The 21,015-nt window shown below is 53.3% G+C and carries 15 protein-coding genes; 4 read left to right on the plus strand and 11 right to left on the minus strand.

Annotated features, from left to right (window positions below):
• Position 1: 1 nt before the first annotated feature.
• The 10 genes from lpxK to ansB all read right to left on the minus strand — a co-directional run bounded on the left by lpxK (position 2) and on the right by ansB (position 13,095).
• Positions 2 to 979 carry a tetraacyldisaccharide 4'-kinase gene (lpxK, locus tag ACRDCA_RS13750; protein WP_438690011.1) on the minus strand — a complete coding sequence of 326 codons (978 nt, stop codon included), beginning with the start codon at positions 977 to 979 and terminating at the stop codon, positions 2 to 4.
• Positions 979 to 2,724 carry a lipid A ABC transporter ATP-binding protein/permease MsbA gene (msbA, locus tag ACRDCA_RS13755; RefSeq protein ID WP_438690012.1) on the minus strand — a complete coding sequence of 582 codons (1,746 nt, stop codon included), beginning with the start codon at positions 2,722 to 2,724 and terminating at the stop codon, positions 979 to 981. Before msbA ends, lpxK begins: the two co-directional genes overlap by 1 nt.
• A 35-nt stretch (positions 2,725 to 2,759) precedes the next feature.
• Positions 2,760 to 5,048: a ComEC family protein gene (locus ACRDCA_RS13760; protein ID WP_438690158.1), complete on the minus strand. Its 2,289-nt coding sequence runs from the start codon at positions 5,046 to 5,048 to the stop codon at positions 2,760 to 2,762.
• Positions 5,049 to 5,406: 358 nt separating this feature from the next.
• Positions 5,407 to 5,691, minus strand: coding sequence for an integration host factor subunit beta (ihfB, locus tag ACRDCA_RS13765; protein WP_004928264.1), 285 nt, complete (start codon positions 5,689 to 5,691; stop codon positions 5,407 to 5,409).
• A gap of 63 nt (positions 5,692 to 5,754) precedes the next feature.
• Positions 5,755 to 7,431, minus strand: coding sequence for a 30S ribosomal protein S1 (gene rpsA / locus ACRDCA_RS13770; protein ID WP_025119385.1), 1,677 nt, complete (start codon positions 7,429 to 7,431; stop codon positions 5,755 to 5,757).
• Positions 7,432 to 7,621: 190 nt separating this feature from the next.
• A complete protein-coding gene (gene cmk, locus ACRDCA_RS13775; protein ID WP_438690013.1) occupies positions 7,622 to 8,311 on the minus strand; it encodes a (d)CMP kinase in 690 nt (229 codons plus the stop codon).
• A 222-nt stretch (positions 8,312 to 8,533) separates the two neighbouring features.
• Entirely contained in the window at positions 8,534 to 9,820 is a 1,287-nt protein-coding gene (gene aroA, locus ACRDCA_RS13780; RefSeq protein WP_438690014.1) for a 3-phosphoshikimate 1-carboxyvinyltransferase, read from the minus strand.
• 116 nt (positions 9,821 to 9,936) lie between these two features.
• The gene (serC, locus tag ACRDCA_RS13785) at positions 9,937 to 11,022 is read right to left on the minus strand and encodes a 3-phosphoserine/phosphohydroxythreonine transaminase (RefSeq protein WP_438690015.1); all 1,086 of its coding nucleotides are present in this window, start codon (positions 11,020 to 11,022) and stop codon (positions 9,937 to 9,939) included.
• A 248-nt stretch (positions 11,023 to 11,270) separates the two neighbouring features.
• Complete coding sequence (locus ACRDCA_RS13790) at positions 11,271 to 11,963, minus strand: DUF421 domain-containing protein (RefSeq protein WP_438690016.1); 693 nt, start codon at positions 11,961 to 11,963, stop codon at positions 11,271 to 11,273.
• Positions 11,964 to 12,048: 85 nt separating this feature from the next.
• Entirely contained in the window at positions 12,049 to 13,095 is a 1,047-nt protein-coding gene (gene ansB / locus ACRDCA_RS13795; RefSeq protein ID WP_438690017.1) for an L-asparaginase 2, read from the minus strand.
• 148 nt (positions 13,096 to 13,243) lie between these two features.
• On the opposite strand from ansB, the gene ycaO reads away from it, so the two are divergent.
• From ycaO to pflA, 4 genes are all read left to right on the plus strand, one after another.
• Positions 13,244 to 15,007 (plus strand): 30S ribosomal protein S12 methylthiotransferase accessory factor YcaO, encoded by a 1,764-nt coding sequence (gene ycaO, locus ACRDCA_RS13800; protein ID WP_438690018.1) that lies wholly within the window; start codon positions 13,244 to 13,246, stop codon positions 15,005 to 15,007.
• Between the two features lie 450 nt (positions 15,008 to 15,457).
• A complete protein-coding gene (focA, locus tag ACRDCA_RS13805) occupies positions 15,458 to 16,318 on the plus strand; it encodes a formate transporter FocA (RefSeq protein WP_438690019.1) in 861 nt (286 codons plus the stop codon).
• Positions 16,319 to 16,378: 60 nt separating this feature from the next.
• Positions 16,379 to 18,661: a formate C-acetyltransferase gene (gene pflB / locus ACRDCA_RS13810; protein WP_438690020.1), complete on the plus strand. Its 2,283-nt coding sequence runs from the start codon at positions 16,379 to 16,381 to the stop codon at positions 18,659 to 18,661.
• Positions 18,662 to 18,964: 303 nt separating this feature from the next.
• On the plus strand, positions 18,965 to 19,705 hold the full coding sequence (gene pflA, locus ACRDCA_RS13815; protein WP_024484611.1) for a pyruvate formate lyase 1-activating protein: 741 nt from the start codon (positions 18,965 to 18,967) through the stop codon (positions 19,703 to 19,705).
• Positions 19,706 to 19,866: 161 nt separating this feature from the next.
• Here the strand turns inward: pflA and ACRDCA_RS13820 are convergent, their stop codons facing one another.
• Entirely contained in the window at positions 19,867 to 21,012 is a 1,146-nt protein-coding gene (locus tag ACRDCA_RS13820; protein WP_438690021.1) for an MFS transporter, read from the minus strand.
• Between the last annotated feature and the right edge of the window lie 3 nt (positions 21,013 to 21,015).

Raw genomic sequence — 21,015 nt, forward strand, 5'->3', positions numbered from 1 at the left:
ATTATTTGACCAACTTTTGGATGTCTTGCAACAGTTGCTCGGCCTGCTCGGGGGGAAGTACCGCTTCAACCGGTAAATACCACCATTCAGGCTGGGCAAAAGCACGGCACTTTACCGCATCCTTCTCGGTCATCAGCAGCGTTTGGCCCTGGCTCACCAGTGCGGCTAACTGCCCGTGGTTGTATTCCTGGTGATCGGCAAAGGCTACCTCGCGATCGACCTCAACACCCAACTTTTCCAGCGTAGCGAAAAAGCGTGGCGGATGACCGATGCCTGCCATAGCGACTACATGCGGTAGTTCGATCGCCGGGCGGCGTTCACCGCTGGCGATATTCACCGCATCCTGCGCCCGGAGTTTCATGGCGATTTCACCCGGCTGGGCAACACCGCCATTTGCTACGCAGGCATCCACCGTTTTCAAACGGGCAACCCGCTCACGCATTGGGCCTGCGGGTAACCACCAGCCATTACCAAAACGACGCACGCCATCGATGACCACCAGCTCAAAATCACGCTGCAAGGCATAGTGCTGGAGGCCATCGTCGGTAATGATCACATCCAATTCGCCCTGCTTTAACAGGGCTTGCACCGCTTCGGCACGCTTCGGCGAAATAGCCACCGGTGCCCCGGTACGCTGATAGATCAGCACCGGCTCATCACCGGCCTGCCGAGTGGTGGTCTGCGCATCCAGCACCAGAGGATAAACCGCTGCCTTGCCACCATAGCCTCTGGAAACCACGCCAACCCGGTAGCCACGCTGCTGTAACTGCTCCACCAGCCAGATCACCATCGGCGTTTTACCGTTCCCCCCTGCCGTGAGATTCCCCACGATAACCACAGGCACAGGCGCACGCCAACTTTTGCGTAAACCGCAGCGGTAGCTAAGGCGGATCAGACCGCTCACCAGGCCATACAGCCAGGAAAGCGGCAACAGCAGCAGGTAAAGCAGTGAACTACCGGACCAGATGCGCTCGATCATTACTGACCAAACTGCATACGGTGAAGTTGTGCGTAAGCGCCTTTCTGCTCGATCAACTCGGCATGCTGGCCACGTTCAACAATACGACCATCTTCAACGACCAGGATCTCATCGGCTTTCTCGATGGTTGACAGGCGGTGGGCAATCACCAGCGAGGTACGGTTTTTCTGTAGTTCATCTAACGCCGACTGGATCGCACGTTCGGATTCGGTATCCAGCGCGGAGGTCGCTTCATCCAGGATCAGGATTGGGCAATCGCGCAGCAAGGCACGAGCGATGGCAATACGTTGACGCTGTCCACCAGAAAGCATTACGCCGTTCTCACCAATCACCGTATCCAGGCCGTTCTCCATTTTATCAATAAAGTCGGTGGCATAGGCCATGCGCGCGGCTTTCTCAATCTCTTCACGGCTGTAGCGCTCTTCACGCGCATAGGCAATATTGTTGGCAATGGTGTCGTTGAACAGATGAACGTTCTGCGAGACCAGCGCAACCTGATCGCGCAGTGAAGCCAACGTATATTCCCGCAGGTCGTGACCATCCATCAGGATCTCGCCTTCCTGAATGTCGTAGAAACGCGTTAACAGGTTGGCAATCGTTGATTTCCCGGAGCCAGAACGGCCAACCAGCGCTACCGTTTTACCTTCTGAAATGCTCAGATTGATATCACGCAGCGCCGGGGTATCACGCCCAGGGTAGTAGAAGGTCACGTTGCGAAATTCGATATCCCCTTTGGCACGTTCGATCTGGCGGGTCCCAGAGTCTTTTTCCTGTTCCATGTCCAGGATGGAGAACAAGGTCTGGCAGGCTGCCATCCCACGCTGGAACTGGGCATTCACGTTGGTCAGTGATTTTAAAGGACGCATCAGGGCAATCATGGAAGAGAACACCACGGTAATGGTACCGGCGGTCAACGTTTCCATCACGCTAGGGAAGCTGGCGGCAAACAGCACGAAGGCCAATGCCAGCGAAGCGATCAACTGAATAATCGGGTCGGAGATAGAAGACGCAGAAACCAGCTTCATCCCCTGCTGACGCATGCGGTTGCTGACCGTATTGAAACGTTCGGTTTCCACCTGCTGACCACCGAAGATCAGCACTTCTTTATGCCCTTTCAGCATTTGCTCGGCACTGGTGGTCACCTGCCCCATGGTGTTCTGCATGTTTTTGCTGATATTACGAAAACGCTTGGAGACCATGCGGATAGTAAAAGCAACAATCGGTGCCAGTACAATCAGGATCAGCGAGAGCTGCCAGCTGTTATAAAACATCACGATAAACAGGCCGATGATCGAGGCCCCTTCACGCACTACGGTAACCAGTGCCCCTGAAGAGGAAGAAGCGACCTGCTCGGAGTCATAGGTGATACGTGAAAGCAGCGTCCCGGTTGACTGCTGGTCAAAAAAGGCGACCGGCATTCTCATCATATGGCCGAACAGACGGCGACGCATTTGCATCACCACCATGCCGGAAACCCATGAAATACAATAGGTGGAGATATAGCTGGTGATACCACGCATGATCATCAGGCCAATCACTACCAGTGGCATCCAGAGCAACACGCGGCTATCGGTTTTGCCAAATCCATCCAGTAGCGGCTTAAGCAGGGATAACATTAGCGCATCCCCGCCTGCGTTGAACACCAACGCAACGGCTGCGACAGTCAACCCGGTACGGTAGGGTTTAATCATCGGCCAGAGGCGACGAAATGTCTGCCAGGTGGAAAGATCTTTATCATTCATCATGCAAATACCAGCATCGGAAGAAATAGCGGCCTATTCTACTCATTATCACCCTCGACGCCAAACCGCTGATGGTACCAACGCGGATTTAGTTGTTCACGAAAGCCTTTAACCTGCCAATCGTTGTCATAAAACAACACGCTCAACTGCCCTGAGCGCGCCGTATCGCGCCAGGAAATGTGGTTTTCCCGGTAGCGTTTGACGATTTTCCCTGCGGGTAAGCGCCAGACGTTGTAACGAGAAGCGGAGGCTAACGCCATCTCGGGGGCAACAGCCCGCAAGAATGGCGGCGTTGAGGATGTCTTGCTGCCGTGATGAGGCACTTGGAGTAGCGTGCTGGGTAAATTCGCCCGTTGCTTCAGCAACGCCTGCTCGGCCCGGCGTTCAATATCGCCTGTCAGCAAAAGGCTGAACTTACCATCATCGACGCGTACCACGCAGGAATCATCATTACCCGCCAGATCTTTTCGCTCCGGCGGCCACAGCACCTGAAAGTTTAGCTCTCGCCACGTCCAATGCTGCCCTTGCACACAAGATAATTGGCCAATGTCGATTATCGGCGTGCGCACGCTGGCCTGTGGAAACGCCGCTGCCAATACCGGCAAACCGCCGATATGGTCCAGATGACTATGGCTGATAATGATTTGCTCCAGCGTTATTTGCCGCCAGCGCAATAATGGCAAGATCATGCGTTCTGCCGCACTGGAGGTTTGCCAGCGGTTGCCCGTATCAAAAATAACGGCCTTACCTTCGCGTTCGATCAGTACCGCCAGCCCGTGACCTACGTCAATCATATCCACCCGCCAGCGATAGTCTGGAGTCCTTTCGCGCCAAAGCAGGCACGCCAGCACCACTACGCCACAACCAACAGGAAAGTGAAACCACCAGCGAAACCGCCAGCAAACCACCGCCAGCCAGCCAAGGGCGCTAAATTGCAGCAAGGCTGCTCCAACCTGTAGCCACCCCTGTTCGAGCCAAGGAAGCGGCCATAAGGCCCAACTGACGCTAGCATCGGCCAGTTGCCAACACCAGCGGCTTAGCGGCGGAATGAAAAACAGCATCAATGCCAGCAAGATCAACGGCACAGATAGCAGAGAAACGATCGGTACCGCCCACAGATTGGCGGGTAACGACGTCCAACTCAAGCCATGAAACAAACCAAACTGCAATGGCATCAGCAGCAGCGTCATCCCCAGTTGGATATGCAGCCAACGCAAAGGTGCCCAGCCCCAAAATGCGCTGAAGCGCCTTGGCAGCGGGGCCCATTCAAACCAAAAGATTAAGGCCGCGACCGCCAAGGCGGAGAGCCAGAGACTGTCCGAGAGCACGGAAAGCGGATCGCACAGCAACAATAAACAGATGCACCACAGCCAGATTTGCCAGGAAGTACAGGAAACGCCGTTGAGACGGAGCCAGAACCACAGGGACAAGGCAATAAAGGCTCGCATCGCTGGAGGTTGCCCCCCCGCCAGCCAGACATAGCACAGCGCCATCAGCCAGCCAACAATCAGCGGGAAACGGTAGCCGATATAACGCGCGGGCAATAAATACTGTACGCCGCGCGCCAGCCCCCAGGCGAAGGCGGCGGCGAGGGAAATATGCAGGCCAGAAATAGCCATCAGGTGGGCCACGCCGGTTTTCATCAGTTGCCCGCGCAACTCATTAGCCATCAGCGCCCGCTCGCCAAAAGCCAGCGCCAACAACACCGGGCGCTGCGTCAGTGGCATGAGCGATTGATCCATCTGCTTAACGATCCGCTGCCGCCAGTAGCAACCCTCATCCAACAGCGTTGCGGTTCGTATAAAACCACGCAACGGTTGCCGATTGGCAATCGCCCAGCGTTGCCCGTCAAATCCCCCTTCATTCAGGCTGCTGTGCACCGGACGGAAACGAACCTTCAGTTCCCAACGTTGGCCCGCACAGGGCTTTTCTCCGCGCCAGTTAGCCTTAAAGAACAGCGCGGGAACCAACCAATACCCACTGACCTGCTCAATACGCAGTTGAACCTGTGGCATCTCAGCCCCATCCAGCCAAATGCTTTGCACGGAGGCTATCACGACTTTATCGCCGCTGATCGTTAACGTTGCGACCTGTTGCATCAGCAGGCTGGCGCTGCCGGTGGCGTAGATAAAACCCAGCAGGCAGCAGCACAATGCCCGGCTCCAAGGGTTCGGTTTATGACGCCATAGCCACAACGCCATAACCGCCAGCCCTAACAATACAGGCAACGACGGCAATTGGGGGAGCAACAGTATTGGCAGCATCCCTATCACCAAAGCGATGGCGGCCATATCCAGTGAGATCCTGATTTTCGCTCTCCTTGCAATGATGACACTCAGTTAAACGCCCATCACCCTAGCCCTCTCCCAAAAGGCGAGGGGACTGAGCGTGCTACAAATTAGCTCCCGTGCCTGACCTCAGCACCTAGGATTGGGTCGCGGGGAAATAGCATCTGCAACAGAGGTTACTTCTCAACCGTCTAAGCGCCAGTTGCGGAATTTTGTTCAGGAAAGTGGGACGCAAACAATCCGTGGGTTATCGATCATTTGCAGGGACGATTGCGTGAAGAAACACAAAACTGGGTGGGCATAACAATGGAGGGAGATTTTACAGGCGAAAAAAAACGGCACCCTAAGGCACCGTTTTATATTCTTTACAAGCAACAACACTATGGGTGGTCAGCGACTAGCCATAGATATTGGCACGGTCACGTAACTCTTTACCTGGCTTGAAGTGAGGGACGTACTTGCCATCCAACTCGACTTTATCACCCGTTTTAGGGTTACGGCCGACGCGCGGAGCACGGTAGTGAAGAGAAAAACTGCCGAATCCGCGGATCTCGATGCGCTCACCCTCGGCAAGCGTAGCTGCCATGTGTTCGAGCATCTCTTTCACTGCATCCTCAACGGCCTTCGCCGGAATATGAGATTGCTGGCCAGCAAGTCTTTCAATAAGTTCAGACTTGGTCATAGTACCTCCAAGCTTTGCAGCTAAACTACCGTATCGGGGCGGTTAACAAACCGCCCCCCGTCATTACTCGCCTTTAGCCGCTTTGAAGGCTTCAGCCATAGCGTTGGAGAAGTTGCTTTCTTCCGGCTTACTGCTGTTAACCGTAGCAATTGCATCTTTCTCGTCTGCTTCGTCCTTAGCACGGACGGACAGGCTTACAACGCGGTTCTTACGGTCAACGCCAGTGAATTTAGCTTCAACTTCGTCACCAACGTTCAGAACCAGAGTTGCGTCTTCAATACGGTCGCGAGAGGCTTCAGAAGCACGCAGGTAACCTTCTACGCCGCCTGCCAATTCAACTGTAGCACCTTTGGCGTCAACTGCAGTGACTTTACCAGTAACAATAGTACCTTTCTTGTTCATAGACAGGTAGTTATTGAACGGATCTTCAGCCAGTTGCTTCACGCCCAGGGAGATGCGCTCGCGCTCTGCGTCAACTTGCAGAACCACAGCTGCGATTTCGTCGCCTTTCTTGTATTCACGAACTGCTTCTTCGCCTGCAACGTTCCAGGAGATGTCAGACAGGTGAACCAGGCCGTCGATGCCGCCGTCCAGGCCGATGAAGATACCGAAGTCAGTGATAGACTTGATTTTACCTTCAACGCGGTCGCCCTTGTTGTGGGTTTCTGCGAATTGCTGCCATGGGTTGTTTTTGCACTGCTTCAGGCCCAGGGAGATACGACGACGCTCTTCATCGATGTCCAGAACCATCACTTCCACTACATCGCCCACGTTAACAACTTTGGACGGATGGATGTTTTTGTTGGTCCAATCCATTTCAGAAACGTGTACCAGACCTTCAACGCCTTCTTCGATTTCCACGAAGCAGCCGTAATCAGTCAGGTTGGTTACACGACCAGTCAGCTTGGTGCCTTCTGGGTAGCGTTTGGCGATAGCAACCCATGGATCTTCGCCCAGTTGCTTCAGGCCCAGAGATACACGAGTACGCTCGCGGTCGAACTTCAGCACCTTGACAGTGATTTCGTCGCCCACGTTGACAATTTCGCTTGGGTGCTTAACGCGTTTCCAAGCCATGTCAGTGATGTGCAGCAGGCCGTCAACACCACCCAGATCCACGAATGCACCGTAGTCAGTGAGGTTCTTAACGATACCTTTAACTTCCATGCCTTCCTGCAGGTTTTCCAGCAGTTGATCGCGCTCTGCGCTGTTCTCGGATTCGATTACTGCACGACGAGAAACAACAACGTTGTTGCGCTTCTGGTCAAGCTTGATGACTTTAAACTCAAGCTCTTTGCCTTCCAGGTGCAGAGTGTCGCGAACTGGACGCACGTCAACCAGGGAACCTGGCAGGAACGCACGAATACCGTTCAGCTCTACAGTGAAGCCACCCTTAACTTTGCCGTTGATAACACCGACGACAGTTTCAGCTTCTTCGTAAGCTTTTTCCAACGTGATCCAAGCTTCGTGACGCTTAGCTTTCTCACGGGACAGCAGAGTTTCACCGAAGCCATCTTCAACAGCGTCCAGCGCAACGTCAACTTCGTCACCAACCTGGATTTCCAGCTCGCCCTGGGCGTTTTTGAATTGCTCAGCCGGGATGGCAGACTCAGATTTCAGACCGGCGTCAACCAGTACGATATCTTTATCGATAGCAACAACAACACCACGAACGATGGAACCCGGACGGGTTTCGATTGTTTTCAGGGATTCTTCAAAGAGTTGAGCGAAAGATTCAGTCATGTTTAATCTTCAGGGTTCTATAGTTTAACGTCCATTTAGCATCCCGCCGAATGGGGTTGTTTGACATACCCCGCCATTGGCTCCATGCCGACAGGGTTTAGGTTACAGGGGTAAAATTTTACCCGATATATTCAGTTACTGCTATGCAATACGATGACAAATATACAAAAAGATAATCACGCCGCCGCGCTTATTGCTGCGGCAACGCCAACACTTCATGTGCATATGCCAACGCCCGCTGGATCACTTCCTCGATCGACATGCTGGTAGAATCCAACACGAGCGCATCGAGAGCCGGTACCAGTGGCGCAATAGCCCGATTACGGTCACGGTCATCCCGTTCCTTTATCTCGGCTAAAAGACGTTCAAAGTTAACATTAAAGCCTTTTTCCTGCAACTGTAGCATGCGACGATGCGCTCGCTCCTCGGAAGAGGCGTCGAGGAAAATTTTAACCGGTGCATCCGGGAACACCACGGTACCCATATCACGGCCATCGGCGATCAGGCCGGGTGCCTCGCGAAATGCACGTTGACGGCGTAACAGCGCCTCACGAACTCGTGGGAATGCCGCCGTTTGCGAAGCCGTATTGCCAACGGTTTCGGTGCGGATCTCATTACTGACGTCCTCACCTTCCAAAATCACCTGCAGCTTGCCGTCCTGAGCAATAAAGCGGACGTCGAGATGGGCGGCCAAGGGGACTAACGCCTCTTCAGAGGTGATATCCACCTGATGGTGCAACGCCGCCAGAGCCAGTACGCGATAAATCGCGCCGGAATCCAGCAAACGCCAACCAAGGGACTCAGCCAGCGCTTTGCACAACGTGCCTTTGCCCGCACCACTTGGTCCATCAACGGTTATCACCGGAACTGTAGCCGTCATTTCTCTCTCCTTCAGGTAGAAACCTCACAGGAACACACCTGCTCTCTGCCCCGATAGGAGCAGATTCGGGGGCGTATTATACGCGCCTGCGGGCTTTACTGTTACCTAGAACTGTCTGGTTGTCGAAAATCTGGGCACTAATGCGCAAAAAGTATAGCGGATATGCAAGAGAGGGGAGCAAAAAGGCCTCAAACGAGGCCTATTGATGACAAGCAAGCAGGATTAAGCCAACTGGCTGATACGCGCCAGCTGCTCAAAATAGTCCGGGAAGGTTTTGGCAGTACATTTCGGGTCAAGAATGGTCACCGGCGTATCGGATAACGCCACCAGCGAGAAGCACATCGCCATACGGTGATCGTTATAGGTGCCAATCTCGGCAAATTGCAGCTTGCCTGGTGGCACAACGTGAATGTAATCCTCACCCTCATCAACCTCTGCGCCAACTTTGCGCAGTTCAGTTGCCATCGCCGCCAGACGGTCGGTTTCTTTCACCCGCCAGTTATAAATATTGCGAATAGTGGTCGGCCCGGTCGCGAACAGTGCGGCGGTGGCAATCGTCATCGCCGCATCCGGGATATGGTTCATATCCATATCAATGCCTTTCAGCTCACCGCGGCTGCATTCGATAAAATCATCGCCCCAGGTGATACGCGCGCCCATTTTTTCCAGCACGTCGGCAAATTTGGTATCGCCCTGCACGCTTTTTTTACCGATACCGGTAACGCGCACGGTGCCGCCTTTAATTGCCGCAGCGGCCAGGAAATAGGAGGCTGAAGAGGCATCGCCCTCCACCAGATAGTCGCCTGGCGAACGGTAGGTCTGCTGACCACGGATATGGAACACGCGATAGTTGTCGTGCGTGACCTCAACACCGAAAGTGTTCATCAGGTGCAGAGTAATATCGATATACGGCTTGGAAACCAGCTCACCCTTGATATGGATCGCGGTGTCTTGGGCTGCTAACGGTGCCATCATCAACAAGGCGGTCAGGAACTGACTGGAAACGCTGCCGTCAACGCTGACATCGCCACCGCGAAAACCGCCACGCAGACGCACTGGGGGATAATCCGTTTGTTCGAGATAATCGATTTGAGCGCCGCCTTGACGTAGGGCATCGACCAGATGGCCGATCGGGCGCTCTTTCATGCGCGGTTCGCCGGTCAACACCACATCGCCCTCTCCCAGGCACAATGCTGCTGCCAAAGGACGCATTGCCGTACCGGCATTACCGAGGAACAGCTCCAACGGCTGCCTAGCAATCAATGGGCCAGCGTTGCCCTCAACGGAACAGGTGGTGCGATCGTCGGAGAGTTGATAACTCACCCCCAGCGCCTGCAAGGCATTCAGCATATGACGCACGTCGTCGCTATCCAGCAGGTTGGTAAGCCGGGTCGTTCCCCGTGCCAGTGCAGCCAATAGCAAGGCCCGATTGGATACGCTTTTGGAGCCGGGTAAGTTAACGGTGCCATCGACCAAAGCAACCGGTTGTAACGTCAGGGAATCCACCATGTGAACAAAACTCTCCAGAATCTGATAAACGAAACGGCCCCGGAATAATGCCGGAGCCGCTTTAATGCAAAAGGACAACAGCGGTATGACCGCCCGTTCAGCGCGGGCGGTGGCAATCAACCATGGCGACGTTCGAAGTCGACCATAAAGTCGGTCAGGGTCTTCACGCCCGCCAGCGGCATCGCATTATAGATGGAAGCACGCATGCCGCCTACTACGCGGTGGCCCTTCAGCGCTTGCAGGCCAATGGCCTCTGCTTCGCTCAGGAACACTTTGTCCAGCGCGGCATCGGCAAGCTGGAACGGCACGTTCATCCAGGAACGGTTGGCAATAGCCACGCGGCTACGGTAGAAATCGGACTGATCGATGGTGCTATACAGCAACTCGGCCTTGGCCTGGTTACGTTTTTGCATTTCCACCAGGCCGCCCTGCTCTTTCAGCCATTTGAACACCAGGCCAGACAGGTACCAGGCGAAGGTTGGCGGGGTATTAAACATCGAGTCATTTTCTGCCAGCACGGTGTAATCCAGGATCGACGGGACCTCACGACGCGCTTTACCCAACAGATCGTCACGCACGATCACCAGCGTCAAACCTGCCGGACCAATGTTCTTCTGCGCGCCAGCATAGATCACGCCGAAACGGCTGACGTCCAACGGACGGGAAAGAATGGTCGAAGAGTAATCGCCGATCACCACTTTATCGTCAAAGTCTGGCGTTTCATCAATGGCAACACCATCGATGGTTTCGTTCGGGCAGTAGTGCACGTAAGCCGAGTTATCGCTCAGTTGCCACTCTTTCATCGGCTTGATGCCGCTTAAACCGTCAACGGTGGTTTTAACGTCAATCACCTTCGGCTGGCAGTATTTTTCCGCTTCGGTGATTGCGCTGTGCGCCCAGTAGCCGCCATCGATATAGTCGGCAGTGGTGTTATCGCCCAACAGGTTCAGCGGCAACGCGGCGAATTGTGCGCGGGCACCTCCGTGGCAGAACAACACTTTATAGTTGGCGGGGACTTTCAGCAGATCGCGCAGATCCTGTTCGGACTGTTCGGCGACGGCGATGAATTCTTTACTGCGATGGCTGATTTCCATTACCGAAGTGCCAAGACCGTGCCAGTTGCACAACTCTTGTTCCGCACGGCGCAACACTTCCACCGGCAGCATCGCCGGGCCAGAGCTAAAATTATAAACCTGAGTCATTTCCCCTCACCACATTCACTGTGCGCCGTAACAAACGGCTTTCGACATATGCCCGAAGTTAACGCTGATGTTAACCAACTCTATCGGTTTTATCACTCACGTAACCCGGCTGCAATGCTTATTGTTCCAAGGGTGGGAAACTGACAAGACCGCAAATAACAGGCTCTGCGGCCTCAGGGTTTATTTGTGCCATAAAACGCTGTGACACTGGCGTATTCAGCGGGTTAACGCGGTTTTTTGTGCTGTATTCAGCTAACCCGGCTATGGGTCATTGCCGCTATCCATTTGTGGTTACCGCAGCGTTTGCAAACGTTATCAGGCGATGGCGTCAATGTTGAGATCAGGCTACACATGCCGCAGGCATAGTCACCCTTGCTCTCGATCTGGGTCAGGCTCTTGACGCATTTTGCCGGTAATACCGGTAATCCAGGCCGCACCTGATCATCCGGATAGAAATACACCGATATGGTGCCATTCACTTCCAGGATGGCCAATCTCACCTGCCCGAGGTGTTCGACCCCGGCTTGGCGGAGCTCCATAAAGAACTCATCGTGGGTGATATTTTCCCGGCACAGGATGTCCCAATCGAATAGCCCCTCGCTGACCAGGATCAGGGGTTCACCTTCCATCCAGACCTGGAGCTTCTGGAAGCGATCCATCAGCCAGGTGGAGAAGCGGTACATCACCATCATACAAACAAACACCATCAGCACCGGCAGCAAAGGAACATCGTGATAAAACGCGACGTCACCAGCGGCGGACCCCAGAGTCAGGATGATCAGCACTTCAAACAGCGACATTTGGCGTACGCCACGCCGCCCGGTCATTTTTAAAAAGATAAACACCAGCAAAAAGGTAAACAGGCAGCGTAGCGCCACCTCGGCCAGAAACTCTGGCGTGGTTTCGTCAAATGCCATTCTTTGGATATCAAATGCCTGCATGAAATCGTTCCTGCGTAAAAGTGGTTTCATACAGCATAGTCTGGGCGGAGAAAATGGGGGCATTACGCCCCCGCAGGTTCGGAGATCAATACTGATTAAACATCGCCTGGATCTGTTTGGCATCCTTGGTCTGGGTTAATGCCAACTGTAATAGAATGCGCGCCTTTTGCGGATTCAAGGTACCCGCAGCCACAAAACCGAGCTTGCTATCATCCACTTCTGCATCTTCGGTAGTGGAACCGGTAGGCACGCGGGAAGAACGCACTACCGCCACGCCGTTATGCGCCGCCGTCGCCAGCGTATCAAACACGGTTTTATATAGGTTGCCGTTACCTACGCCTGCGCTGACGATCCCCTGATAACCTTCGGCAATCAGCGCCTTGGCCGGTGCATCCGACGCGTTGGCATAGTTATAGATAATGCCAACCTGTGGCAGCGTGTTCATCTGATCCACGTTAAATGGTGTTTCAGTGGTGTGTTTACGCTGTGGCGTACGTTGGTAATCGATTTTGCCGTTATGGATGAACCCCAATGGACCATAGTTAGGTGACTGGAAAGTCTGTACGCCGGTGGTATTGGTTTTCGTTACGTCGCGGCCATCGAGCACCGTGTCATTCATCACCACCAGCACGCCCCGCTTGGCCGACTGCGGATCGGCAGCCGTGACAACGGCGTTATACAGGTTGAAAGGGCCATCGGCGCTCATGGCGGTAGCCGGGCGCATCGCCCCAACAATCACTACCGGTTTATCACACTTGACGGTGAGATCCAGGAAATACGCGGTCTCCTCCAGCGTGTCGGTACCGTGGGTGATCACGAACCCGTCGGTTTTGGCACAATCAGCATTAATTTTTTTGACCAGCTTGAGCCACACTTCGTCATTCATATCCTGCGAACCGATATTAACGACCTGCTCACCCTGTACGTTGGCCACTTTTTTCAGCTCCGGCACGGCATCCACCAACGCCTCAACGCCGAGTTTACCCGCAGTGTAGTTGGACTTGGTTGCCGACTCCCCCCCACCGGCAATAGTGCCACCAGTAGCGAGCAAGGTGATATTCGGTAACGCCAATGCCGAGCCACAAGCCCCGGCCAACAAGATTGCCAACACGCTGAGTTTTACTGATTTCATTACGTTTCTCCATTATGGTTAACCCGCTGAATTATCGTCTTTATCCCCATAAAAACTGTGACATCTGATTGGCTTTCGGAATACGTGGAGCTTGAGAGCAAAACCCCGTATCATTGCGCGTTTTTAGTACGCCAAATAAGTGAAGACAATGACGCAAACTTTTATTCCTGGCAAAGACGCTGCGCTGGAAGACTCCATCGCCCGTTTTCAGCAGAAATTAACCGATCTGGGTTTCAATATCGAAGAAGCCTCCTGGCTGAATCCGGTGCCACACGTCTGGTCAGTGCATATCCGCGATCGCGATTGCCCACTGTGCTTCACCAACGGTAAGGGTGCCAGCAAGAAGGCCGCGCTGGCTTCCGCGCTGGGCGAGTATTTTGAGCGCCTGTCGACCAACTATTTCTTTGCCGATTTCTATTTGGGCCAACAGATTGCCGAAGGCGATTTTGTTCACTACCCGAATGAAAAATGGTTCCCAATCCCAGCGGATAACGCTCTGCCGCAGGGCATCCTGGATGAGCGCACACACGCCTTCTACGATCCAGAACAGGAACTGACTGCCAGCGATCTGATCGATCTGCAGTCTGGCAATAGCGATCGTGGCATCTGCGCCCTGCCATTCTCCCGCCAGTCGGATCAGCAGACCGTGTATATTCCGATGAATATCATTGGCAACCTGTACGTGTCCAACGGCATGTCAGCGGGCAACACCGCCAATGAAGCACGAGTACAGGGCCTTTCCGAGGTATTCGAGCGTTATGTGAAGAATCGCATCATCGCCGAATCCATCAGCCTGCCGGAAATCCCGGGCGAGGTGCTGAACCGCTACCCTGGCGTGGTTGAGGCAATCGCCACGTTGGAAGCAGAAGGCTTCCCGATCCTGTCCTATGATGCCTCGCTAGGCGGCAACTATCCGGTGATCTGCGTGGTGTTGTTCAACCCTGCCAACGGCACCTGCTTTGCATCCTTTGGTGCCCACCCTGATTTTGGGGTCGCGCTGGAGCGTACCGTTACCGAGCTATTGCAAGGCCGCGGCTTAAAAGATCTGGATGTGTTTACCGCCCCAACCTTCGATGACGAAGAGGTGGCCGAGCACGCCAACCTGGAAACTCACTTTATCGATTCCAGCGGTTTGATCTCCTGGGATATGTTCAAACAGGATGCCGACTATCCGTTTGTTGACTGGAGTTTCAGCGGCAGCACGCAGGAAGAGTTCGCCACCCTGATGAACATCTTCAATAAAGAAGATGCCGAAGTGTACATTGCCGATTACGAGCACCTGGATGTTTACGCCTGTCGCATCATCGTTCCGGGGATGTCCGACATCTATCCGGCAGAGGATCTGCTGCTGGCGAACAACAGCATGGGCGCACATCTGCGCGAAACCTTGCTGCAACTGCCGGGCAGCGAATTGGAACCTGAAGAGTACCTGGCGCTGATCCAGCAGTTGGATGATGAAGGGCTGGACGATTTCACTCGCGTACGTGAATTGCTGGGCATTGCCTCAGGTAAAGACAACGCCTGGTACACGCTACGTGTTGGCGAACTGAAGTCCATGCTGGCACTGGCCGGTGGCGATCTCGAGCAGGCGCTGATCTGGGCTGAGTGGACGCAGGAATTCAATGCCTCACTGTTTACCCCTGAGCGCAGCAACTATTACCGTTGTCTGCAAACGCTTCTGCTGTTGGCACTGGAGCCAGAGCGTGAGCCTGCCCAGTATCACACGGCCTTCGTGAAGATGTATGGTCAGGATGCGGTTGATGCGGCATCGAAGGCCATGAGCGGCGAAGAACGCTTCAACGGTTTGTTTGCCATCGACAGTGAATTGAAGGCCTTGCCGGCTCATCAAGCGCTGTTGGCGGCTTACGAAAAGCTGCAAACCGCCAAACGCCGTCATTGGGCGCAAGCATAAAGCTGATTGATACGCCGGTAAAATTTTACCGGCGCTACTCACAAAGAAGCAGCATGGTTCGTTTGGTTGAACAAAAATCAGGCTCAAGTCATCAATCAACTTTTATATCAAAAAGACACTTATCACCCCAAAAGAGAATTAAATCGCCAATTGTTGCAACAAGGTGAAATATTAATTAATCATCAATTAATACTTATCCGCTAAAAAGTGACAATAAGTGCAAAAATTTAACCCTTTTCCAGCTAAATCCAGCCGTAACTTCAAAATTTTTTATAAACATTAAAAAATATTTTTCACATAAAAATCAACAAATTAACCTGTTAACCCCTACTGATTTTGCGGTTTTTGGCCGTTTTACTTCTGCGCGATATGATCCAAGTCAATTTTTACCCTATACTGCTTTGCTAGTATCTCAATGTATTGTAATAACCCTTAAGAGCGAGAGTTAGTGTGAGAGCTGACAACCCCTTCGATATGCTGTTACCTGCCGCGATGGCGAAAGTTGCCGAAGATGCGGGGGTGTATAAAGCCACCAAGCATCCGCTGACGACTTTTTATTTAGCGATCACCGCAGGTGTGTTCATTTCTATCGCCTTTGTTTTCTATATCACAGCGACCACCGGCACCGCCGCCATTCCTTTCGGCCTCGCCAAGCTGGTGGGTGGTATCTGCTTCTCTATGGGTTTGATGCTGGTCGTGGTTTGCGGTGCAGACCTGTTTACCTCCACCGTGCTGACCGTAATTGCCAAAGCCAGCGGGCGTATTACCTGGGGGCAGCTGGCTCTTAACTGGTTAAACGTCTATGTGGGTAACCTGATTGGCGCCCTGTTCTTCGTGGCTCTGATCTGGTTCTCTGGTGAGTATATGGCGGCGAATGGCCTGTGGGGTTTGAACGTATTACAAACCGCCGACCATAAACTGCATCACACCTTTATCGAAGCCGTCTGTCTCGGCATCCTGGCTAACCTGATGGTTTGTCTGGCCGTGTGGATGAGTTACTCCGGCCGCAGCCTGATGGACAAGATGTTCGCCATGATCCTGCCGGTCGCGATGTTTGTTGCCAGCGGCTTTGAGCACAGTATCGCCAACATGTTTATGATCCCTATGGGTATAGTAGTTAAACACTTTGCTACGCCAGAGTTTTGGCAAGCCGTAGGAGCAACACCCGAGCAATTCGCTCATCTGACCGTAAGCAACTTTGTCATCGACAACCTGATCCCCGTCACCATAGGTAACATCATTGGCGGTGGTCTGCTGGTTGGGTTGACTTACTGGGTAATTTATCTGCGTGGCGGCAAACAGAACCATTAATCTGTTGGCTGGCACGGCGCCGGGTTTACAAAGAAATCCACATTAGAAGGTAGGTGTATAATGACCGAACTTAACGAGAAGTTAGCGACCGCTTGGCAAGGTTTCAGCGAAGGTGACTGGCAGAAAGAAGTCAACGTACGTGACTTCATCCAGAAAAACTACACTCCTTACGAGGGTGATGAATCCTTCCTGGCTGGCGCAAGTCAAGCCACTACCACCCTGTGGGACAAGGTTATGGAAGGGATCAAACTGGAAAACCGCACCCATGCGCCAGTTGATTTCGATACTAACGTCGTCTCCACCGTGACTTCTCATGATGCGGGCTATATCAATAAAGATCTGGAAACCATCGTTGGTTTGCAGACCGATGCTCCTCTGAAGCGCGCGCTGATCCCATTCGGCGGCATCAAGATGGTTGAAGGTTCATGCAAGGTTTATGGCCGTGAACTGGATCCACAGGTTAAGAAAGTGTTCACCGAATACCGTAAAACCCACAACCAGGGCGTATTCGATGTTTACACCAAAGACATCCTGAACTGCCGTAAGTCAGGCGTGCTGACTGGTCTGCCAGATGCGTATGGCCGTGGCCGTATCATCGGTGACTACCGTCGCGTTGCTCTGTACGGTATCGACTTCCTGATGGCCGACAAGCTGAACCAGTTCAAGTCCCTGCAGACCCGTCTGGAAAATGGCGAAGATCTGGAAATGACCATCCAGCTGCGCGAAGAAATTGCTGAACAGCACCGCGCCCTGGCTCAGATTAAAGAAATGGCAGCCAAATACGGCTACGACATTTCTGGCCCAGCGTCCACCGCTCAAGAAGCCGTGCAGTGGACCTACTTCGGCTACCTGGCCGCAGTAAAATCCCAGAACGGTGCGGCCATGTCCTTCGGCCGTGTGTCTACCTTCCTGGACGTGTTCATCGAACGCGACATCAAGGCCGGTAAACTGGACGAACTGCAAGCTCAGGAACTGATCGACCATCTGGTCATGAAACTGCGTATGGTTCGTTTCCTGCGTACTCCTGAATATGATGAGCTGTTCTCTGGTGACCCAATCTGGGCAACCGAATCCCTGGCAGGTATGGGTGTTGATGGTCGTACGCTGGTTACCAAAAACAGCTTCCGCTTCCTGAACACGCTGTACACCATGGGGCCATCTCCAGAGCCAAACATGACCATCCTGTGGTCTGAAAAACTGCCGTTGAACTTCAAAAAATACGCCGCGAAAGTGTCTATCGACACCTCCTCCGTACAGTATGAAAACGACGACCTGATGCGCCCAGACTTCAACAACGATGACTATGCCATCGCCTGTTGCGTCAGCCCGATGATTGTCGGTAAGCAAATGCAGTTCTTCGGTGCGCGTGCCAACCTGGCGAAAACCATGTTGTACGCAATCAACGGCGGCGTTGATGAAAAACTGAAAATGCAGGTTGGCCCGAAAGAAGCGCCAATGATGGACACCGTGCTGGACTATGACAAAGTCATGGAACGTATGGACCACTTCATGGACTGGTTGGCCAAGCAGTATGTGACCTCGTTGAACATCATTCACTACATGCACGACAAGTATAGCTATGAAGCTGCGCTGATGGCTCTGCATGACCGTGATGTTTATCGCACCATGGCTTGTGGTATCGCGGGTCTGTCTGTAGCAGCCGACTCCCTGTCTGCTATCAAATACGCCAAAGTATCCACCATCCGTGATGAAGATGGCCTGGCTGTCGACTTCAAAATCGAAGGTGAATATCCGCAGTTCGGTAACAACGATTCTCGCGTCGATGATATCGCTTGTGACCTGGTAGAACGTTTCATGAAGAAAATTCAGAAACTGCGTACCTACCGTAATGCGGTACCAACTCAGTCCGTGCTGACCATCACCTCTAACGTGGTATATGGTAAGAAAACCGGTAACACTCCAGATGGTCGTCGCGCTGGCGCGCCATTCGGCCCAGGTGCCAACCCAATGCACGGTCGCGATCAGAAAGGTGCTGTAGCCTCCCTGACCTCCGTTGCCAAACTGCCGTTTGCCTATGCGAAAGATGGTATCTCTTACACCTTCTCCATCGTGCCAAACGCGCTGGGTAAAGATGACGACGTGCGTAAAGCCAACCTGGCGGGTCTGATGGATGGTTACTTCCACCACGAAGCGTCAATCGAAGGCGGTCAGCATCTGAACGTGAACGTGATGAACCGTGAAATGCTGCTGGACGCAATGGAAAACCCTGAGAAATATCCTCAGCTGACCATCCGTGTATCTGGTTACGCAGTACGTTTCAACTCGTTGACCAAAGAACAGCAACAAGACGTGATTACTCGTACTTTCACCCAGTCGATCTAATCAGGGTTTCGCCGGGGCGGATCGCTCTGCCCCGCAAAACAAGTCTTACCAAGGCCGGATATTCCGGCCTTTTTATTAATTAACACCTGACTCTGAATTTGAGTCTGTTTTGCCGGGTATCTACGCTGCTGCTTACCTTGTGAAGGGTATATACTGCATGGATATCCGGCAAAACAGTTATCCGGCACGTAACCGGTAACAGGGATCTTTTTCACTTGGCCACTGGCCACATCGCCGATCCCTGCCCGACAGCTACCTGCCTATTTAGACTGCGTTTGACAGTCAATTTTGGAGAAACCCGCAATGTCCTTGAAAGGCCGCATCCACTCTTTCGAATCCTGTGGCACCGTTGATGGCCCAGGTATCCGCTTTATCGTGTTCTTCCAGGGTTGCCTGATGCGCTGCCTGTACTGCCATAACCGTGATACCTGGGACACTCATGGAGGTAAAGAGGTCACGGTTGAAGAGTTGATGACCGATACCGTGGCCTATCGTCACTTTATGAACGCTTCCGGTGGCGGCGTGACGGCATCTGGTGGCGAAGCGATCTTACAGGCCGAATTTGTCCGCGACTGGTTCCGCGCCTGTCACAAGGAAGGGATCAGCACCTGTCTGGACACCAACGGTTTTGTCCGCCGCTACGATCCGGTGATAGACGAACTGCTGGATACCACCGACCTGGTGATGCTCGATCTGAAACAGATGAATGATGATATTCACCAGAACCTGGTGGGGGTTTCCAACCATCGCACGCTGGAGTTTGCCCGTTATCTGGCCAAACGTAATCAACGCACCTGGATCCGCTACGTGGTCGTTCCGGGCTGGTCTGATGATGATAAATCAACGCATCTGCTCGGTGAGTTCACCAAGGACATGACCAATATCGAGAAGATTGAGCTGCTGCCTTACCATGAACTTGGCAAGCACAAGTGGATTGCCATGGGTGAAGAATACAAGCTGGACGGCGTTCATCCGCCGAAGGCCGATACCATGGATCGCGTGAAAGGGATCCTGGAAAGTTACGGCCATAAAGTGATCTATTAAGCTCCGCTGACGCCCCCTCACCCTAACCCTCTCCCAAAAGGAGAGGGGACCGAACGTGCCACAATTTGACACCAGTACCTACCGCGACTCCAAACCGACACCCTATCCCCAAACCCTTTTTGATGACGCTCTCTGTCTGTACCTTGGGTTGGGGTGAGAGGTCAAGCCGCAGCCAACGGAGTGTGGTGATGATCTGGCTTCTTCAGCAACATCACCAGATAAACCAGCGCCACCACCGCAATCATCACAAACAGCAGTCGATCGGAGTAGCTCTGCATCAGCATCGACGTCATCGATGGGCCTAACAGGCTGCCGACGGTATAGCTCATCAACAATGTCTGGTTCATCGCTACCAACTGATGCGGCATTACTTTTTCACAAGCCCAGGACATAGCCACCGGATACAGAGTAAAACCAGCACAGCCCAGAATAAATAACGCCGGGGCCATCGCATAGTTACCCAGCATCGCGATACTGGCAAGGATCACCACGAACACCTGAATACGCAGCACCAGCAGGCGGCCATAGCGATCGGCCAAGCGCCCGATAGGCCACTGGCCAATGATGCCGGAACTGACCAACAGCGCCATCCAGTAGCCGACATTGGCGTCGTTCATCCCTTGGTGGTTCAAATACAGCGGCATCAGGCCGTACAGCGAGCCCAGTACAATGCCCGAGATAATGCAGCCATTGATGCCTAGCCGGGCGTCACGGCGCTTGAACATCTGCCAGATAGAGGCCTGTTGCGGTTCCTCATCCTGATGATTCACACGAGCAAACAGCATCGGCAACATGGCGGCCATCACAATAGCGGTCACCCAAGGCACGACGTCCAATAGTTGGGTTGAAACGCGGCTTAGCAGCAACTGCCCGGCCACGGTACCAAGATAGTAAACCATCATATACGCCGCCAGCAGTTGGCCACGGTTACTCAGATTACCACTGCGCAGCAGGGCACTTTCAACGATCACCCAAATCCAGGCACACCCTACCCCGGCAAAGAAACGCCAACCGATCCAGCTCCAGAAGTCAATCGACAGCACCATCCCTACGGTAGCCACGGCAAAGACCAGGCAAGCCAGATGATAGCTACGGGTAAAACCAATGCGTTTGATCAGTTTCCCCGCCACCAGCGTCCCCAGCAGGTTGCCGGTAAAATATGACGAGCTGACGACCCCCACTTGCCAGGTTGGCAATTGGGCATGCGTTAACCAGAGGGGAACCAAAGTATTCAAAACGGCGATGGAAACCGTAAGCAGCAATAGGCCGCAGAGCAACAGAAGCACTGGGCGAGAATATGCGGACATAGT

This window comes from Serratia sp. (in: enterobacteria) (assembly GCF_051654945.1).
GTDB lineage: Bacteria > Pseudomonadota > Gammaproteobacteria > Enterobacterales > Enterobacteriaceae > Chania.

Bases quoted from the DNA above. Each gene is read 5' to 3' on its own strand.
- lpxK (WP_438690011.1), bottom strand. From the start codon at position 979: ATGATCGAGCGCATCTGGTCCGGTAGTTCACTGCTTTACCTGCTGCTG.
- msbA (WP_438690012.1), bottom strand. From the start codon at position 2,724: ATGATGAATGATAAAGATCTTTCCACCTGGCAGACATTTCGTCGCCTC.
- aroA (WP_438690014.1), bottom strand. From the start codon at position 9,820: ATGGTGGATTCCCTGACGTTACAACCGGTTGCTTTGGTCGATGGCACC.
- ACRDCA_RS13820 (WP_438690021.1), bottom strand. From the start codon at position 21,012: ATGTCCGCATATTCTCGCCCAGTGCTTCTGTTGCTCTGCGGCCTATTG.
- rpsA (WP_025119385.1), bottom strand. From the start codon at position 7,431: ATGACTGAATCTTTCGCTCAACTCTTTGAAGAATCCCTGAAAACAATC.
- pflA (WP_024484611.1), top strand. From the start codon at position 18,965: ATGTCCTTGAAAGGCCGCATCCACTCTTTCGAATCCTGTGGCACCGTT.
- serC (WP_438690015.1), bottom strand. From the start codon at position 11,022: ATGACTCAGGTTTATAATTTTAGCTCTGGCCCGGCGATGCTGCCGGTG.
- pflB (WP_438690020.1), top strand. From the start codon at position 16,379: ATGACCGAACTTAACGAGAAGTTAGCGACCGCTTGGCAAGGTTTCAGC.
- ACRDCA_RS13790 (WP_438690016.1), bottom strand. From the start codon at position 11,963: ATGCAGGCATTTGATATCCAAAGAATGGCATTTGACGAAACCACGCCA.
- ihfB (WP_004928264.1), bottom strand. From the start codon at position 5,691: ATGACCAAGTCTGAACTTATTGAAAGACTTGCTGGCCAGCAATCTCAT.
- ansB (WP_438690017.1), bottom strand. From the start codon at position 13,095: ATGAAATCAGTAAAACTCAGCGTGTTGGCAATCTTGTTGGCCGGGGCT.
- ycaO (WP_438690018.1), top strand. From the start codon at position 13,244: ATGACGCAAACTTTTATTCCTGGCAAAGACGCTGCGCTGGAAGACTCC.
- cmk (WP_438690013.1), bottom strand. From the start codon at position 8,311: ATGACGGCTACAGTTCCGGTGATAACCGTTGATGGACCAAGTGGTGCG.